The organism is Pelagimonas sp. (assembly GCF_050633425.1).
Taxonomy (GTDB): domain Bacteria; phylum Pseudomonadota; class Alphaproteobacteria; order Rhodobacterales; family Rhodobacteraceae; genus Pelagimonas.
The window spans coordinates 1-17,943 of sequence record NZ_JBOEGM010000011.1 but is presented as its reverse complement, the minus strand read 5'-3'; the positions used below and the strand labels follow the sequence as shown (position 1 = coordinate 17,943).

At 57.7% G+C, this 17,943-nt stretch carries 8 protein-coding genes; 6 read left to right on the top strand and 2 right to left on the bottom strand.

Annotated features, from left to right (window positions below; all coding sequences use genetic code 11):
* Window positions 1-126: 126 nt before the first annotated feature.
* Complete coding sequence (locus ACRBB0_RS08910) at window positions 127-2,532, bottom strand: calcium-binding protein (protein ID WP_431374077.1); 2,406 nt, start codon at window positions 2,530-2,532, stop codon at window positions 127-129.
* A 458-nt stretch (window positions 2,533-2,990) separates the two neighbouring features.
* On the opposite strand from ACRBB0_RS08910, the gene ACRBB0_RS08905 reads away from it, so the two are divergent.
* From ACRBB0_RS08905 to ACRBB0_RS08885, 5 genes are all read left to right on the top strand, one after another.
* Window positions 2,991-5,864: a hypothetical protein gene (locus ACRBB0_RS08905; protein ID WP_431374076.1), complete on the top strand. Its 2,874-nt coding sequence runs from the start codon at window positions 2,991-2,993 to the stop codon at window positions 5,862-5,864.
* A 280-nt stretch (window positions 5,865-6,144) separates the two neighbouring features.
* Entirely contained in the window at window positions 6,145-7,719 is a 1,575-nt protein-coding gene (locus ACRBB0_RS08900) for a calcium-binding protein (protein WP_431374075.1), read from the top strand.
* A gap of 206 nt (window positions 7,720-7,925) precedes the next feature.
* Window positions 7,926-10,994: a beta strand repeat-containing protein gene (locus ACRBB0_RS08895; RefSeq protein ID WP_431374074.1), complete on the top strand. Its 3,069-nt coding sequence runs from the start codon at window positions 7,926-7,928 to the stop codon at window positions 10,992-10,994.
* 283 nt (window positions 10,995-11,277) lie between these two features.
* On the top strand, window positions 11,278-11,643 hold the full coding sequence (locus tag ACRBB0_RS08890) for a hypothetical protein (protein ID WP_431374073.1): 366 nt from the start codon (window positions 11,278-11,280) through the stop codon (window positions 11,641-11,643).
* 64 nt (window positions 11,644-11,707) lie between these two features.
* The gene (locus tag ACRBB0_RS08885) at window positions 11,708-13,093 is read left to right on the top strand and encodes a PepSY-associated TM helix domain-containing protein (RefSeq protein ID WP_431374072.1); all 1,386 of its coding nucleotides are present in this window, start codon (window positions 11,708-11,710) and stop codon (window positions 13,091-13,093) included.
* 362 nt (window positions 13,094-13,455) lie between these two features.
* On the opposite strand, the gene ACRBB0_RS08880 is transcribed toward ACRBB0_RS08885, so the two are convergent.
* Window positions 13,456-16,434, bottom strand: coding sequence for a calcium-binding protein (locus ACRBB0_RS08880; protein WP_431374071.1), 2,979 nt, complete (start codon window positions 16,432-16,434; stop codon window positions 13,456-13,458).
* A gap of 233 nt (window positions 16,435-16,667) precedes the next feature.
* Between ACRBB0_RS08880 and ACRBB0_RS08875 the strand changes: the two genes are divergently transcribed.
* Window positions 16,668-17,771 (top strand): UDP-galactopyranose/dTDP-fucopyranose mutase family protein, encoded by a 1,104-nt coding sequence (locus ACRBB0_RS08875; protein WP_431374070.1) that lies wholly within the window; start codon window positions 16,668-16,670, stop codon window positions 17,769-17,771.
* The last annotated feature ends 172 nt before the right edge of the window (window positions 17,772-17,943 follow it).

Below are 17,943 nucleotides of genomic sequence, written 5' to 3'. Positions count from 1 at the left end.
GTGCCGCAGGGCGGCGGGCGGCTCAAGGGGGTGATTTTAGGAGGCGGGTGGGCCGACGCAAAACGGCCCACCTGAAAGGCGGGCCGGTGTGTGTTGGTACCTCTGATCAGGGCGATCAGGGTCGGGTTAGATGAAATCATCCGCAGTGAGGGTGATATCCGCCCCAGAGGTGTTCAGGATTGCCAGGCTGTCTGCCCCAATAACATATGTGACGGACCCACCTGTCCCGATGGTCTGGCTATAGAACGCGCTTTCGAATGCGGCGATGGCAGCAGGGGTCCAGCCTGAGATGTCGATCAAATCCACACCATCTTCGAAATCGGCAATGGTGTCATTGCCGTCACCAATGCCAAAAACAAAGGTGTCTTGATCATCGCCACCAAAGAGCAGGTCATCATCGGCCCCCCCAACCAAAACGTCTTGCTGGTTGCCCCCCAAAAGCGTGTCATTGCCGGTGCCGCCAAACAGCGCATCCTCGATATCGCCGCCATCGAGCAGATCGTCGCCTGCATCGCCGCGCAGGGTGTCTGCGCCAACATTGCCATTCAGCGTGTCGTTGCCGGAGCCGCCGCGCAGGCTGTCTTCGCCTTCGCCGCCATTCAAGACATCGTTGCCCACTTCGCCGTGCAGATTATCATTGCCGGTGCCGCCGTTGAGCGTGTCATCGCCAGTATCGCCCAAGATCGTGTCGTTATGCGCGCCGCCATCAATGCTGTCATCACCGACCCAGCCATCCAGCCGATCTTCGCCCTCAAAGCCAAGGATGGTGTCATTGCCTTCGAGACCGTTGATTGTGTCATCAAGATTGGTGCCAAGCAGCAGATCATCCCCCGGCGTTGGGGTGTTGTCGGTCAGAACATTGGTGCCAAAGGTCAGATCTGTGGTCTGAACGTTGAGCAGCAGAACCTCATTGCCAAAGGAGTCGGCCACCAGAAGATCAGCCCCGACATTGGTAAAGCTCAGCGGCCCGCTCAAAGCGGTCAGATCCAGAACATCCGCCCCCGTCCCTTCGACGTTGGTGTCGAAATCGGTGATGACATTGCCCAGACCATCGGCGGCATCAATGACAAAGGTATCGCGATCTGCGCCGCCGGTCATTGTGTCGGCTCCGCTGCCTCCAAACAAGAAATCATCGCCGGTGCCACCGGTGAGATCATCATCGTCCGCCCCGCCCAAAAGCGTGTCATCGCCGCTGCCCCCAACCAGAGTATCCGCACCGGTATTGCCGTGGATCCAGTCATTGTTCATGCCGCCGTCCAACAGATCGCGGCCATTGCCGCCGGTGATCTCGTCGTCGTCTTCATTGCCGCAGATCGTGTCATCGCCGTTGCCGCCGCACAGGGTGTCTTCGCCCGCGCCGCCAAACAGCTTGTCATCGCCGCCCTGCCCCATGAGCTTGTCCGCGCCAAAACCGCCGCCCAGCTCATCATTGCCGCTGCCCCCAAACAAGGAGTCATTGCCGCTGTTACCGTGGGCGGTATCATCACCACTGCCGCCGCGCAGCAGATCATGGCCTGTGCCGCCAGAGATCAGGTCATGGCCAAAGCCGCCGTCCAATTCATCATCACCACTGCCGCCAGCGATCTGGTCATTGTCGGCGCCGCCCTTGATCGTGTCGCGGCCGCCATTGCCCGACAATGTATCATCGCCGGTGCCGCCAAGCATCAGATCCTGACCGGTGCCACCTGTTGCACGGTCATTGCCGTCGTCGCCTTCGATGGTGTCATGACCGTTGCCGCCATGGATTTCATCGTCGCCCAATCCGCCCTTGAGCCAATCCTGACCATTGTCACCAGACAGCAGATCATTGCCCGCCTCGCCACCGATGGTGTCATGGCCCGTGCCGCCAAACAGCGTGTCATTGTCTTCGCCGCCCAGCACCAGATCACGGCCATCATCGCCATAAATCAGGTCATCCCCGAGATTGCCCATCAACGTATCGGCATTGCCGCCGCCCAGCACGGTGTCCTGACCATCGCCGCCAAAGATCTCGTCGTTGCCAGTCTCGCCTTTGATCAGGTCATTGCCGCCATGGCCCCTCATGGTGTCATGGCCACTGGCACCGTCCATTGTATCGGCCCCAGCGCCGCCCCGCATGTCATCATGGCCCTCGCCGCCGAGCATCAGGTCATTGCCGCTGCCGCCAAACATCAGGTCATTGCCGAGCTTGCCTTCGAGCGTGTCATTGCCTTCTTGAGCCACAAGCACATCTTTGCCATCGCCCCCATCGAGCAAGTCATTGCCGTCGCCCCCCAAGAGCAGATCACGCCCCTGCAGGCCAATCAGAATGTCGTCGTCATCGCCGCCATCAAGCGTATCATCGCCCTCGTCGCCAACCAGATTGTCATATTGCGTGCCGCCCAGCAGCAGATCATTCCCCAAACCGCCCTTGAGCGTGTCATTGCCAGACTCGCCCTTGGCGGTGTCATCCCCAGCCCCGCCAACAAAGCGGTCATCGCCCGCTTGCAGTGCAATCAGATCATCCAGAGGGGTTCCGATGATGTCGTCGTTCAGAGGGGTTGGCAGAGGCATGTTGAAAACCATCATTGGGGCGGGCGGACATTGGGCAAAGCAGAAATATACGTCCTGTCCGGGCGCTGTTTGAATATGAAGAAAGTCTTAACATGAAAGATCGCGGCCTGCCCCAATTTTGACAAAGTTGGGGTAAATTGCGCTGCACGACGGCGAAATCGCCGTCAATTTCTGGAAGACCAGATCATTGTTCTGAAATTGGAAACAACCCCAGGGGGAATTGCCGGATTTTGGGCCAAAAAGTGATTCGATTTGGGGGGGGAAGCGGCGCGGCAAAAGCGGATTTTGACCGTTGGGTCAAGTGGGTTAATCTGTGTCTTGATTGAAGGTCAAGGTTTGTTAACCTCCCGCGGGAGTCCTCTTCGCTGCCCTGCCGTGTTCTCGCATTCATTTTCACGAGACGGCATCACAGTCGCTTGGATTGATTGAACAGATAGCTTTAAAAAAGGATCGCTCTAATGCCCACACTTATTCCCTCCTCGATATACACAACAGTTAATGACGCGCTGGATGTCACGTCTTCCAATTCCACGGTTGTGGTCCGCGACGGCGTCTACTTGGGCACCGATGGCAATGGACATGATGCCATCGATATCAATGTCGGCTCCAATGCCAACACGATCTTTGTGGATGGCTATCTGATCGCGGACGAAGGGCACGGTATTGAAGCCAACAATACCTCAAACCATGAGATCACCATTGGTGTGTCGGGCTCCATTACCACCGGGGTTGACGGGATTGATCTTGGCACCGGGACCAGCAGCATCGTCACCAATGACGGGTCGATTGTGGCCGGGTCCAATGCGTTTTATTCCAACAATGGTGGTTCGACGTCACATAACAGTTTTACCAATAACGGCTCTGTCACAGCGACCAGCACGGCGATCTATTTTGGCGAGGGTGGCTATGTCACCAACAACGGTAGCGTCAATGGTCATTCCACCGGTGTCTACCTCGGCAATTATGATGGCATCGTCAGCGGATCGACCTTTGTCAACACGGGCACGATCAATGTCGATGGGGACGCGCTTCAAGTGGATGGTTCTGATGTCAGTGCGATCAACTCGGGCGTCATGATCGGGGATGACGAAGGGGTTGAGATTTTATCGGTTGGGGATGATGTCAGCCTGACAAATAGCGGCGAGATTGCCGGTCACGATAACGGCATCATCTCTTTTGGTACTGGTGGATTATTCTCGAACTCTGGGTCGATCACCGGGGGAGACACCGGGCTGTTCCTAGGTGATGCCAGCAATCAGATTGTGAACTCGGGCCTGATCTCAGGGAACTCGGACGAAGGTATCCGTGGTGAAAATGATTTATCGATCACCAACACGGGCACAATTGCCGGGCAGTCCTATGGTATTTATGCGACCTCCTCTGACGGTACGACAACGGGTATCGGTGAACAGCATGTGTCCAATAGCGGCCTGATCCAGGGTAATAACAGCGAAGCGATTTATCTGCTTGGGGTTCAGTCAACTGTGACGAACACCGAAACCGGGGTGATTGAATCGCTTGAATCGGGTGCTATCAATATCTTTGGGAGCGAAGGCGTTGTGAACAATGCTGGGGCGATCACCAGCTTTGGTACAAGCATTTATATTCTTGAAAATGGGGTTGTGACCAACTCTGGCTCGATCACCTCAGAGGGTGCCGGTGTATTTGTCAGCGGCAATGGCCAAGGCTATGTCACCAATAGCGGCCTGATCAGTGCGGATTTCGATGGGATCGAGGTGGATGGCGACGAAGGGCATATCCTTAACAGCGGTGAGATCTTATCGGATAGCACGGGGATTGATCATAACTCGGTGAACGATGGGGATTTCACAATCACCAATACAGGCACCATCACCGTCGATGAAGACGGCGTGAGGATGGAGGGGGGTGACCTGTTGAACAACTCTGGTGATATCCTGGCCGGGGCTGACGGGGTTTATATCTACAACCAGGGGGCCACGCCGAATGATAACACCATTATCACCAACTCTGGCTCGATCGTCGGGAACGATTACGGTATCAATCATCTCGATGGCAATGATGCGAACTATGTCATCACCAATACCGGCCTTATTCAGGGGGGGTATCAGGCGCTTGGCATTGACAGCCTTGGCTCAGGCTATACCGGTTTGGTCGTAAACGATGGCGGTACAATCGTTGGTGGTGAAATGGGGGCCATCGGGGGCGGATCCGCGAACGAAGAGATCGCCAACACAGGCCATATCATCGGCGACATTGATCTGGGTGACGGTGCCAACGCCATTGAAAACAGCAACGGTCAAATTACCGGGTCGATCACCACCGGGGCGCAGGGCGATTTCCTGAAGAACACCGATGGCCAGATTTTTGGAAATGTCGACCTTGGCAATGGCCCCAACGTGGTCAGCAACATGGGCGGCACGATCGAAGGCAGCCTGACTTTGGGCGCAGGCGTAGATTCTGTGAACAACGTCGGTGGGGCCATCTCCGGGGATGTTCTGTTGGGCTCTGGCTCTGATGTCTTCCAAGGTGTTGATGGCATCACCTTGGGTGTGGTGCGCGGTCAGGATGGTGCTGATACCATTCGTGTCGGCAATGGAGATGACAGCGTGTCAGGGAATGCTGGCAATGACGTTCTGATAGGCTTTGGCGGTGACGACAGCCTGTCGGGTGGCGATGACAATGACATTCTCTTTGGTGGTGACGGCAACGATCTCTTGCAGGGTAATCTGAACGATGACCTGTTGATGGGCGGTGCGGGTGACGACAACCTTGATGGTGGTGGTTTTGACGACACGCTGTATGGCGGTGCGGGTGATGACCTACTGGATACCGGTGCCGGGAATGACGACGCGCGCGGCGGTCATGGCAATGACACGATCGAGGGTGGTCTGGGTAACGAAACTCTGGCCGGTGGTCTGGGCGATGACATCATTGATGGTGATGGCAACGCTGACTACATCACGGGCGGCTGGGGCGAAGATACCCTTATTGGCGGCAATGGCAGCGATACGATCTATGGCAACCAAGGTGCCGACATGCTCTTTGGGGATGGCGGTCTTGACGTTCTGGCCGGTGGTTGGGGCGATGACACGCTGACCGGCGGCGCGGCCAGCGATACCTTTGTCTTTGGTCTGAATGCGGGCAACGATGTTGTCACCGACTTTGTTGATGGCACCGATCAAATTAATCTGTCTGCCTATCAGCTGTCCGGATTTGCCGACATGGCCGGATCCTACAGCGTGCACAATGGCGGTATCCTCATTGATCTTGAAGCTCTGGGTGGCGAAGGCACGATCTGGTTGCAAGGCGTGGCACCCATGTCGCTGGATGCCAGCGATTTCATCTTCTAAGGCCGGATGGATTAAAAGAACGACCCTGTCCCGATTGGGGCAGGTGTGACGGCCCGCAAGACATCCTTGTGGGCCGTTTTTTCGGACCGGCAGGACATGTCCATGGTCTCTTTGGCCGAACTTGCTTTGACAAAGCGCAGCGGGTTGGTGGACAGTGGGCTATATGGCGGGCCGGGGGGCTTGGGGAACGATTTAATTGTGCGGCCGGTTTCGGGCGCGGTTTTATACGGCAACCGAAACCGGTGGCATGTCTTGCTTTGACAACAGGAAAGGCAATTTTATGGCATCCTTCTCATATAATACGACAATCACTACGGGACAGACTCTGAACGCATCTGAATCGGGATTACTGGGCAGCAGCGGCGCGATCCTGACCTTTGGCACAGCGATCACGCTCAATGGCAACAACGATCTGATCCTCGACGGAACGGTCCAAAGCTTTAACCGTGGCATTGCTGGGCTGAACGCCAGCCAGCTGGAACTGGTGATTGGGCAAAACGGCAATATTCTGTCTGGCGGTTTGGCCATTGAGGCAGATCTCACCGAGAACAGTTTTATCATCAATGAGGGGGTGATTTCGGCGACCGGAAATGGCATCACTCTGACGGCAGATAATGCCGCGGTGAACCCGGTCAGCCATGATTTGATCAACCATGGTAATATTTCCAGCACCGGCTCGGCGGTGATCTTGGAATCTGCCAACACAGCGCTGAGCGAGCTCATCAATACCGGTATGATTTCCGGCTCCAATGATGGGATCGACAACTCTGCGACCCTGGATGGTCTGACCCTCTTGCGCAATTCAGGCACATTGATTGGCCAAAGCGACGCCTATGAGGGCGGCGCAGGCGGTGACTATGTGTCAAACAGCGGTGTGATGATCGGCAATGTCGATCTGGGCGCTGGCAATGACCGCTATCTGGGCGAGACCGGCAGTCTCCAGGGCACGGTCGAGGGCGGCACAGGGAATGACACCATTCGCGTCGGCGGCGCAGATAACCTTGCGCTTGGGGGCGATGGCTCGGATCAGATTTGGGGCCATGCGGGCCATGACACGCTGACGGGTGGGTCGGGGAATGACACGCTGTCTGGCGGTTCGGGAGAAGACAGCCTGACCGGTGGCAATGGCCGTGATTTGCTAAGAGGCGATGGCGGCGATGACACCATGGTGGGCGGCGACAACAATGACACGCTGGTGGGGGGCGCAGGCGATGACAGTATGCTTGGCAACCTGCACAATGACATTCTGAACGGCGGTGACGGCCATGATTATCTGAATGGCGGGCATGACAATGACACCGTGCGGGGCGGGGCTGGCAATGACACGGTTCTGGGCTCGTTGGGGAATGATCTGCTCAGTGGCGGCGATGGCCACGACGTTGTCACGGGGGATCTTGGCAATGAAACCCTGTCTGGTGGCGCGGGTGATGACACGCTGGATGGGGCTGGCAACAGCGACATGCTGAGCGGCGGCTGGGGCGATGATGTCCTGATGGGCGGCAATTCCAGCGACACGCTGTATGGCAACCAGGGCAATGATGTGCTTGAGGGCGGCAGCGGTCTTGATGTGCTGGCGGGGGGCTATGACGATGACACGCTGACCGGCGGCGCGGCGAGCGATACCTTTGTGTTTGGCCTGAATGCCGGGAATGACGTGATCACCGACTTTGCCAATGGATCGGACCTGATTGATTTACAGGCCTATGACCTGTCGGGCTTTGGCGATCTGTCGGGGGCGATTTCGGCGCTCAATGGCGGGTCGCTGATCGACCTTGAAATGATCGGCGGAGAAGGCACGATCTGGATACAAGGCACCGCGACGGGCCTGTTGGGCGGCAGCGACTTTATCTTCTAACCTCCTCCTGATCAATGCGATTTCCAAACGGCCCGTGGCGAAACCTGCGGGCCGTTTTGCTGTGTTCGGGGTGGGGTGACGTTGGGTCACTAGGCGGATTTCACAGCTTGCCCTGTGGCCTATCTTCGTTAACGTTTCGGAAATTTTGAACGAGAGTTGGGCCAGCACTCTGGGACCAAGCCGTTTGACCCAAAAGGATTTTGAGCATGACGACCTATATTCCCAGCACCACCATTGGCACCGACGCAGCGGGTGCGGATGTCCTAGATGTAACCGTCTCTGACAGCACCGTCTATGTGGCCGAAGGTGTGTTGCTGAGTGCCGATGGTGCTAATTCTGATGCCATCCAGGTTGATAGTGCCGTGGTGGGAGGGAGGATCATGATCGAGGGGACCCTCTTGTCGGATGACGCAACTGGCCTGTATTTGGGGGCGGCGGAGGGGCTGGATGTTTCAATCGGTGACACGGGCAATGTCCTGGGGGGCAGCAACGGGATCCGCGGCTCTGGCGATGGGTATTTGATTGTCAACAATGGTGAGATTTTTGCCGATCAATTCGCGATCTATCTTGGGGGGAAAGATTACCAGATCACCAATAATGGGTCCATCAGCAGTGGAACAAGTATCGCTATCAATATAAACGGCGGGTCAAGCAGCACCGAGACGATCATCACCAATAATGGCTCCATCACTGGTGATGATCGTAGCATCTCTTTGGCGAACGGTGGCCATATCGTCAATACAGGCTCGATTTCGGGGGGGGGATCCGGTATTTGGATTGGATCGCATGCCGATGCGGCGTCTCGCTCAACGCTGACCAATTCAGGGACAATCAGCGGCAATGATACTGCGATTTACGCACATGCCGATAATGTTTACATATCCAACAGTGGCGATATCTCCTCTGGAGGCGGAGGGATTTATTCAAACGGAGATTACCATCAGATTGTGAATAGCGGAGCCATCACCGCCGCAGGCAGCCATGGTATTCAGCTCCTTGGTGAGGCGGCGGGGCTTCGTAATTCTGGGACGATTACTGGATACCTGGAGGGTATCTACTCTACCACTGATGGGCATGTGATCAACAATAGCGGCAGCATTACAGCCACCGCCAACAATGCGATCACTGTTGGCGGAGAGGTCGACATTACCAATTCTGGGCAGCTTATCGGCCGGGCAAGTTTTGGGGTTGATAGTGATGAAGAACTGGCCCTGAGCAATTCGGGAACTATTCGAGGGGGCGCTGGCGGGGTTTTTGCAAATTCTAGTACCGGAGCGGCCTCGGGTGTCGGCGACCATGTCGTGACCAACACGGGAACCATCCGGAGCGGAGGCGTTGCGGTGAATTTGCGCGGCAGCGGGTCGGTGTTGGGCAATGATGCAACCGGGATGATTCAGTCTGAAACCAGCAGCGGTGTTGTGATGGATGGTGCCGATGCGCGGGTGATCAATGACGGAACAATTCTAGGCGCTAACAATGCTATCCAACTGAGTGATGGCGGTCGTGTTCTCAACACGGGCAGCGTGACAGGCGGAGCCAGCGGAGACGGCATTGTGATTTCTGGCGCGGGCCTAAGCTCTGTGGCCAATTCCGGCACGGTGCAAGCCCGCACAGCCATCAGCGTCTCTGCAGATTCCGGCTTTATCCTCAACACGGGGGAACTGGTCGCGACAGGCGTTGGTATCCAGCATGGGGCCGCAATAGACGCCCGATTTTTCATTGAAAACCACGGTTCGATTGTCGCCAGTACCGGCATTCAGGCGATTGGCGGCGATATGGTGACCAATAGTGGTGAGATCACTGCGACCAGCGGCATTTATGTCAGCGTAGGTGGAACCACAGCCAGCACGAACCGTACACAGGTGTTTAACTCGGGGACGGTCAAAGCCGAGCAATATGGGTTTGCCCTCAATAATACGCAAGACATGTACAGCTTCACCAATACCGGCCGGATCGAAGGGCAATATGCGGCGCTGCGTATGGACACGGTGTCGGCAGGTTATACCGGAACAGTCACCAACTCTGGGGTGATGATTGGTGGCCAATTTGGCGCGATCGTTGCCGGGGCGGGCAATGACCATGTGGTCAATAGCGGCTATATCGGCGGCGGCATTCAGTTTGGCGCTGGCACAAACAGCTTTACCAATAATGGCGGCGGAATTGTTGGGGATTTGAGTTTTGGGTCCGGTGCTGATGGTGTGATCAACGCCGATGGTCGGATTTGGGGAGATATCGATCTGGGCGATGGGCTTGGGGCGGTGAACAACGTCGATGGCAAGATTGGTGGCGCAATCACGGGCGGCGCGCAGGCGGATGTGCTGAGCAATGTTGGGGGCAAGATTTGGGGCGATGTTGATCTGGGCAATGGGGCCAATGCGGTCGATAACACCACCGGTTTGATTGATGGCCAACTGACGCTGGGTGCGGGCGCCGATCATGTTGTGAACGTCGATGGCATCATCACGGGCAACGTGCTTTTGGGCAGTGGTTCGGATGTGTTTGATGGCCGCGGAGGTGAGCTGCGCGGCACGATTTCGGGCCAAAATGGCGGTGATACGATCCGGTTGGGCGACGGTGATGACACCGCCTTTGGCAACACAGGCAATGACCTGCTGGCCGGGTACGGCGGCGATGACGTGCTGAGCGGCGGCGACAACAATGACACGGTTTTGGGCGGGAATGGTGACGATTCTTTGCAAGGAAACCTGCATGACGACCTGTTGGTTGGTGGCGCGGGCAATGACACGCTGAGCACCGGTTCTGGCGCGGATACGGCGCGGGGCGGTGAGGGCGACGATCTGGTGATCGGCGGTTTGGGCAGTGAGCTGCTGACGGGTGGCGCGGGTGATGACACGCTGGATGGCGGCGGCAACAGTGACATGCTGACCGGCGGCTGGGGCGATGATGTCTTGATGGGCGGCAACTCCAGCGACACGCTGTATGGCAACCAAGGCGATGACGTGCTGGATGGCGGCAGCGGTCTTGATGTGCTGGTCGGCGGGTTTGGGAACGATATTCTGACCGGCGGCGCGGCGGCGGATACGTTTGTGTTCGGGTTGTTGGCTGGGCAAAATATGATCACCGATTTCACCGATGGATCGGACTTGATTGATTTACAGGCCTATGAGCTGTCGGGCTTTGGCGATCTGTCGGGGGCTATCACCGCTCATAACGGCGGGACGGCGATTGATTTATCATTGATCGGTGGCACCGGTGCGATTTGGGTGCAAGGCACAGCCCCGGGTGCGCTCGATGCCAGCGATTTCATCTTCTAAAGCGCTCAGTGGCGATCAAGCTGAGAAGACGGCCCGTGGGGAAACCTGCGGGCCGTTTTGGTGATGTGGCGACATGCCCTCATGCTTGGCAGATGACACGGCTGTGGCTGCATCTGCACCGATGTTGGCTTGGTGGTTATGCGAAGGGCGGTATGCGAAGGGGGATGCAAAAAGGGCGTTCTCGCTGTGATGCGCGCGCCGTTTGAATGTTGTGCGCATCGGTCACACGCATGCGCCAAAAGCCCCCTCGCGATGCGGTCCGAAATCGGTTAAGCGCTGTCGTATGATCAAAGTGCCGCCAAAACTGCAGAGGCTCATCACATCTATCGCATTGATCTTTGCGATGGTGGCCTCAGGGTTTGCCCATAGCGGTGCGCGCACGGGTGTCTCCGACGATCTTGCGGCATATGTTGCGGCGGGCGGTTGGCTTGGCGACATTTGTGGAGATGTCGACGATCCGAAGGGAACGCAGGGCCAAAAATGTGAAGCCTGCCGCCTGATCGGGGCGGCTTTGGTCCCACCGCATGATATCCATTGCACGCCCATCGTCACAGATGAGACACGCCGGTTTAACTTTGTAGCCAAGCGGCTGCACCAAGCCCGGTCGCTTGATCTTGCCCGGCTGACACGCGCCCCCCCACAAGCCTGACCTCATCCCCAAAGAGTTCAACTTGCCCGCCATGGATGCGGGCCAATAGGCGTGGAGCCCAGACATGATATCAACAGACAGCAATGCGCAGCCCGAGGGCCGCGTAAACAAACTTTATTTCGCCGCGTGGCGCTGGCATTTTTATGTCGGATTATTCGTCATCCCTTTTCTAACAGTTCTTGCGATCACCGGCATGTCGATGCTTTGGATCGCCTGGATCGACGGGCGTGACGGAGAACGCACGGGTGTGATCCCTCAGCAGATTGTTCAGCCTGTTTCGGTCCAGGCAGAGGCGGCGATGGGTGCCATCCCAGACGGGGTGCTCAAACAATACGTCGCCCCCCGGACAGCCGATGTTGCAGCCCTGTTCCGCGTGGATGCGGGGGAGGATGCTATTATGGTGGCGGTTGATCCCTATACGGCGCAGGTGATCGAGACCTTTCCCCGTCGCAGCGGATGGTATGATTTTGTCGATCAGATCCATAGCGACCTGATGCTGGGGGTGACCGGTGATCGGATGCTGGAGGCCGCCGCGTCGCTCTCGCTCGTGCTTATCGCAACGGGGCTCTATATGTGGTGGCCGCGGGAGGGTGGTTGGCGCAAAGCGTTGATCCCAAGCCTGGGTCGCGGGCGCGCGCTGTGGAAATCATGGCATGGTGCCATTGGCATGTGGCTGTCGCTCTTTTTGGTGTTTTTCTTGATCTCGGGCCTGGCATGGGCCGGTATCTGGGGCGGAAAATTTGTGCAGGCCTGGAGCCAGTTTCCCGCCGAAAAGTGGGACAATGTTCCGCTGTCAGACGAGCTGCATGCCAGCATGAACCACAACCGGCGCGAGGTGCCTTGGGCGCTTGAACAGACGCCGATGCCCGCATCAGGCAGCCAAGCCGGTCTGACAGGTGTCGAGGGGCAGGTGACGCTTGATACGGTGGATGCTTTTGCGCGCGAGATCGGGTTTGAGGCCCGCTATCAGCTTAATGTGCCGCAATCAGCCACCGGGGTGTGGACGCTGAGCCGTGATTCAATGAACACCGATAGTACAGATCCGATGTCAGATCGCACGGTGCATATTGATCAATACACCGGCAAGATTTTGGCGGATGTGCGATACGCAGATTATGCGCTTGCTGGCAAGGCGATGGCCGTTGGGATTGCGCTGCATATGGGGACGTTGGGTTTGTGGAGCGTTTTGGCAAACACGCTTGTGTGCCTGGCGGTTCTTGGCTTGTGCATCAGCTCTGTCGTGCTGTGGTGGAAACGCCGACCGGCGCAGGCTGGCCGGCTTGCAGCGCCTCCGATGCCCCATGAAATGCCCCTGTGGCAGGGGGCTGTTCTGGTGGGGCTTGGTGTGTCTATGGCCTTTCCGATGGCTGGTTTGGCGTTGCTGAGCGTGCTTGCGGTGGACACGTTGGTTTTGTCCCGACTGCCGAAGGTGCGGGCACGTTTAACCTAGGGGCAAACCCATTCATGTGCGTTGCGCAGAACGGAAAAGACCCGCCTTTTGCGTGACGCCTTTGATGGATTGTGCCCTTGCCCGAGTTATTGGCTCGAGTTATTGGCCGGTGCAAGAGCCGCCCCCTACCTGAGCGCTGTGCCTTATCAAAGGGCCTTATCAAGGGGCCCAGTTGCAAAGACATGAGGCCCCATGGAAATATGCAGGCGCCGTTCGTTTACAGGCGGCGCATGTTGCGTTTGACATGGAGAGGATACCGATCAACGCAGGGCGTCTTGTGCGCAGTTTTTGTCTGCGCGGCCTCGGTGGTCGCATATATGCGTCACACCGCAGATCACCAGACGCCAATCACCAGACGCCAATCACGAGAAGAGGAAATCATCGGCGTCCAATGACGCGCGTGTCACCCCTTCCAACAAGATATCGCCACCCTCCAAATGAATCACTGTGCCAGCGCTGGTGGCTTCAAGATTCAAGCCTTGGTAGGTCAGGTTGTGTTCAAGAATTTGGATCTGATCCTCTCCGACGGTGAAATCCCTGATCACATCATTGCCGGGCTGGGCGTAGAAGGTGAATGTATCATTACCTGCCCCACCCAAAAGCGTGTCATTCCCGGTGCCACCGGCAACAGTGTCATGGCCGTCATCGCCTGACAGGAAATCATTGCCTTCGGAGCCCCAGACCTGATCGGCCCCGGTGCCGCCCCGCAAGGTATCATTGCCCCGACCACCGCCAACGGTGTCATGGCCGGCACCACCTTCGGCACTGTCATTGCCGACATTGCCCCAAACACCGTCATTGCCGTTTCCGCCAAACAGCGTGTCATTGCCATAGAAACCGCCGACATTGTCATTGCCCGCGTCGCCATATTGCAGATCATGGTTTGAGCCACCCCAAACGATATCATTGCCCTCGCCGCCCCAAAGCGTGTCATCGCCGTCGCTGCCGCCTAGGGTATCATTGCCCTCGCCGCCCCGCAGTTCATCATCGCCATCTGCAGCCCAGAGCTCATCCGCACCATAGGCGCCAAGCAGCGTGTCGTTTCCGGCTCCGCCATACAGGGTATCGTTTTGGCCGCCGCCATGCATTGAATCGTTGCCAGCCCCCCCCCAGAGCACATCGAACCCGTCTTCGCCCTTGAGCGTGTCATGGCCGTCTTCGCCCGACAGGCTGTCATTGCCTTCATTGCCGTTGCCCAGATCATTGCCAGTGCCGCCATAAAACCTGTCGTGCCCTTCTAGGCCGCCATAGGTGTCATTCCCCTCTTCGCCATAGCCCAAATCATCGCCGCCGCCGCCCCAGATGCCGTCATCGCCAAGGCCGCCCCACAGCGTGTCATTGCCCCAATACCCCCCGAGCGAGTCGCCGTCCGCGCCGCCAATGATCCAGTCATCGCCGCCGCCACCCCAGAGCAAATCCTGGCCTGCGTCTCCGTATAGGGTATCGCGATCATTGCCGCCGCCGAGTGAATCGTTGCCCTCGCCGCCCCACATGGTGTCTTGGCCGTCCGAGCCCCAAAGTTCGTCATTGCCGTCTTCGCCGCGCATCTGGTCGGCCCCGCCCCCGCCGCCCATCAGATCATCATGGGCCCCGCCCCAAAGCGTGTCTCGCCCGGTCCCGCCCCACAAGGTGTCGTGGCTGCCGCCGCCATATAGCTTGTCGTGGCCACCTTCGCCCTGCAGCAGGTCATTGTGGCCGCCGCCGGCAATCACATCATTGCCCGCGCCCCCATTGATGGTGTCGTCCCCTGAATTGCCCTGAATGGTGTCGGGCCGTTCGGACCCTTCCAGCAGGTTGCCGCTGCTGGTGTCGACGATGGTCAGCCCCGGTTCGGGGGGCAGGATCAAAATCCGGTCCGGCCAGTCAAAGCGCGGCCCAAAGATGTCTTCGGCGCTCAGCGTGGCCCCATCGGAGGAGAGCAACAGGATTTCCTGATCGCGGTGATACACCCGGGCCCCGCCCGAAAATGGGACGATGGTCAGTTGTCCGGTGCTGCGCAACATCGGCAGGTCGGAGAGGTCGAGAATATCTTCACCTGAGGTGAAATCGGCGATGATAACGCGCTCAGAGCCTCCGGTGACTACAAAACGGTCAGCCCCGGCCCCGCCATGCATATATCCCCCATCAATCCCTGTCGCGAGAATGTCATTGCCCGCGCCGCCAAACAACGTGTCGTTGCCTGCGGTCGAGATCAATAGATCATCACCGCCGCTGCCGTTGAGTGTGTTGTTGCCAGCATTGGAGTTGTGGATTGTCAGGCCAAGTGCAGCCAGGGGGATCGAGAATTGCGTGATGCCCCCATCAAGACCGCTGGTGACAAAGACCTGAATTTCAGTGCCGATCACAACCATGTCGATGGCTTCGACATTCATCAAACCGCTGCCGGTCTGATGTTCGATGGTTTGTATATGCACCAACCGCCCGTCGGGCAGCAAAGAGAACAGGCTCAGACCGTCATCGGCCCCCCCCGCCAGCACCAGCACCCTGTCTCCGACCTGCGCCGTTGCCAGCGCGGCCACCCCGCCAAAGCGAGTCGAAAGCGTATCAAGCACCAGGTCCATCGGTTCCAGCCCGCCCGTCTCATTCATACGCATGAGGCTAATGCCATGGCTTCCTGCCGCGCCCAAGAGCACCCAGGTTTCGCCAAAGGCCTGCACCACTTCTAGGGCGGTGGGGGTTGAGATGCCCAACCCCTGTTCGGCCCCCATGCTGCTGGCCTGTTGCAAGCCGCCGGTGCTCATCACGCGATAGACATCAACGCCATTGTTCTCCGCATCTGAGGCCAGAAGATATTCAACACTGCCAACCACAACGGTTTCAAGCTGGGCTCCGGCCCCAATTGAAACCTGCCCACCGGGAAGCGGCGCATAGGTGCCATTTGACCCCGGCATATAAGCCGTCAACTGGCCATTGGCTTCGTCAGCCACATAGACCGCTTCGGTGGCCACGGAACTGGTTTGGACAATATCGGAAATGCGGTTGGTGCCGTTGGCCAGATCGGCGCTGCGCAACAAGCCGCCCAGTGTGCCATTGGTGTTCAGGCTATAGCCCAGCAGCGCGCCACCGCCCTGCCCGCCAAACACCGCCTGCATTTGGCCATCAATCTGGGTCACCCGAACGGCCCCGCTGACGGCACCAGACACCCCGTTTGAAAAATACTGCCGGTCCACTTCGCTGGCCATTTGACCATCTTGCAAGCGATAGCCGACAAGCCCCCCTTGCCCCCCCGTGGTGGCATAGAGGTAGGTCCCGGACTCAAGCGTCACAATGTCCAGGTCACTCAGATCGGTATCCAGCGTGGTATCGCCAGTGCTTAGCCGGCCTTCTAGGCGCAATAACATGTTTCATCTCCGGAAGGATCGAAGCTGAAATTCGCTGGTGCGCAGGGCAAGAGATGGCGCGGGATTTGGGCAAAACGTGGCCCTTTCCAGAGGATTTATCTCAATGCATTTACTATAATGCCCCCAAATCTGTAGGTGATCGGCAAGATCGGTCCGGCACAACCTTGAACGGTTGTCCCCACCTGCCCCACCGCCTAGAATGGCCTGCGGATCATGCAGGCGGATCAATTAGAATGAAGATACTTGTTGTCGGTGCCGGGTTATCTGGTGCGGTGATGGCCCGTCAGCTGGCAGAGGCTGGGCACCATATGACCGTGGTGGAAAGCCGGGCCCATGTTGCGGGCAATTGCCATACGGAACGCTGCCCCGATACCGGTGTTTTGGTGCATATCTATGGCCCGCATATCTTTCATACCGCCGATGCTGGCGTGTGGGATTATGTCAACAGATTTGCCCGCTTTGTGCCCTATCGCCATCAGGTGCGCGCCACCTCGGGGGGGCAGGTTTATTCGCTGCCGATCAATCTGCATACGATCAACCAATTCTTTGGCAAGGCTTTTAGCCCATCACAGGCCCGCGCCTTTATCGAAGAAACCCAGGCGCGCCATGACATCACCGATCCGCAAAGTTTTGAAGACCAGGCGCTGCGCATGGTTGGCCCGGCGCTGTATGAGGCGTTTTTCCAGGGCTATACCCAGAAGCAATGGGGCTGTTCGCCCGCCGATTTGCCGGCGGCCATTCTCAAACGTCTGCCGATGCGGTTTGACTATAACGACAACTATTTTGCCCACCCGTTTCAGGGCCTGCCCGAAGCCGGATATACCCCTCTGGTCGCGGCCATTCTGGACCACCCAAAGATCGATGTGCATCTGAACACCCCCTACACGGCGCAGGCGGCTGGGCGGGCCGATCATCTGATCTGGACCGGGCCTTTGGATGGGTATTTTAATGCCAAGCTGGGCCATCTTGGTTACCGGACCTTGGACTTTGAGCGTTTTACCGCGCAAGGCGATTATCAGGGCTGCGCGGTGATGAATCACCCGGATCGCGATGTGCCCTATACCCGGATCACCGAGCACAAGCATTTCGCCCCATGGGAAAGCCATGAGGCATCGGTGCTGTATCGTGAAACACCGCGCGCCTGTACGGGCGATGACATCCCCTATTATCCGGTTCGCCTGCTGCGCGACAAAGCGCTTTTGTCTGACTATGAGGCGCTGGCCGCGGCGGAGACCGGGGTGACGTTCTTGGGCAGGTTGGGCACCTATCGCTATCTGGATATGGATGTGACCATCCGCGAAGCGCTGGATGCGGCGGCAGGATTTGCGAAGGCTTAGTTAGGAAGCGGCCTAGTCAGAACATACCTAGTCAAAACGGGCCGTAAAAGGGCGCTGTCCTCTATCCGGTGAATGGGCGGGCCTATCGGCCTGAGGCCATTTTGATCCGGAAAGACCCTCGCTCAACTGTGCGACGACTGTCGGCTTAGCGGACGGAGCTGCCGATTGTTCT

Coding starts and splice junctions, on each gene's coding strand:
- ACRBB0_RS08910 (WP_431374077.1), bottom strand. CDS start 2,532: ATGCCTCTGCCAACCCCTCTGAACGACGACATCATCGGAACCCCTCTG.
- ACRBB0_RS08905 (WP_431374076.1), top strand. CDS start 2,991: ATGCCCACACTTATTCCCTCCTCGATATACACAACAGTTAATGACGCG.
- ACRBB0_RS08900 (WP_431374075.1), top strand. CDS start 6,145: ATGGCATCCTTCTCATATAATACGACAATCACTACGGGACAGACTCTG.
- ACRBB0_RS08895 (WP_431374074.1), top strand. CDS start 7,926: ATGACGACCTATATTCCCAGCACCACCATTGGCACCGACGCAGCGGGT.
- ACRBB0_RS08890 (WP_431374073.1), top strand. CDS start 11,278: ATGATCAAAGTGCCGCCAAAACTGCAGAGGCTCATCACATCTATCGCA.
- ACRBB0_RS08885 (WP_431374072.1), top strand. CDS start 11,708: ATGATATCAACAGACAGCAATGCGCAGCCCGAGGGCCGCGTAAACAAA.
- ACRBB0_RS08880 (WP_431374071.1), bottom strand. CDS start 16,434: ATGTTATTGCGCCTAGAAGGCCGGCTAAGCACTGGCGATACCACGCTG.
- ACRBB0_RS08875 (WP_431374070.1), top strand. CDS start 16,668: ATGAAGATACTTGTTGTCGGTGCCGGGTTATCTGGTGCGGTGATGGCC.